Genomic DNA, 794 nt, shown 5'->3' with positions numbered 1-794 from the left:
CGTCAAAGAAGATCCGAGCTATAAAGTCGCCACCGACGTACTCGCGGATGAATCACTTTAGGGGATGAGTTCACGTCACTCCCTTTTTGTAGGGTCGTTAGTTCTTTGCAACGTTCTCAAGAATCGCTTCTGACGCGGCTTCGATAAGATCCAGCACCAAATCAAACCCTTCCTCACCGCCGTAATAAGGATCAGGAATTTCATCCACATCCAACTCTGCATGGCTGAGAAACAGTGACACTTTGTGACGATACTCCTTTGGGCAAATATCAAAAAGGTCAGCTAAGTTCGCTTTGTCTGACCGCTAGAATCTATATCGAACTTAACAAAATCTTCGGCGTCAACTTGACGCGAACGAATGCCACTAAAAAGAGTAACCACGTTGCTGCCCTGCCTGCATGGCCGATGATCGGGTATGCCTGCGTGTACCTATCGTCCTGCAGAGTCCACTTCTACATCAACCCCAGTTGCTGTGCTTTTGCTCTTAATACGGCCTCTCCAGTTGGGGAACGACAAATGTTTCCCATACAGACAACCAAAATTTTCTTCATTCTATCCCCTGTAATATCAGTGGTTTTTCTTCCATTCGACATGGTCTATCATAGCCGCAAAATCGAAAAGCTGAAAAGGGATGTCTATGTCTGACGAAAGCGTATCAAGCGAAAACTATCCACAGAGACAGTAAAGCTCAGCGACACAAGAGCGCCAACAAAAAGTGAAGAGCAAGTCGACGCTAAAATTGCTCAAGCTCAGGAAGAAAAGGGACTGCTTCTCGTCATTACGGGCAATGGAAA

The 794-nt window shown here is 46.1% G+C and carries 2 pseudogenes; one reads left to right on the top strand and one right to left on the bottom strand.

Going from position 1 to position 794, the window contains the following annotated elements:
* Positions 1-97 precede the first annotated feature (97 nt).
* Positions 98-551: pseudogene (locus CIK04_RS27880) on the bottom strand (low molecular weight protein-tyrosine-phosphatase).
* Between the two features lie 103 nt (positions 552-654).
* Between CIK04_RS27880 and CIK04_RS27875 the strand changes: the two are divergent.
* A pseudogene (locus tag CIK04_RS27875) lies at positions 655-794 on the top strand (cob(I)yrinic acid a,c-diamide adenosyltransferase); the annotation flags it as partial.

The organism is Vibrio sp. 03_296, assembly GCF_002265885.1.
This window is presented reverse-complemented; position numbering and strand designations above follow the sequence as displayed.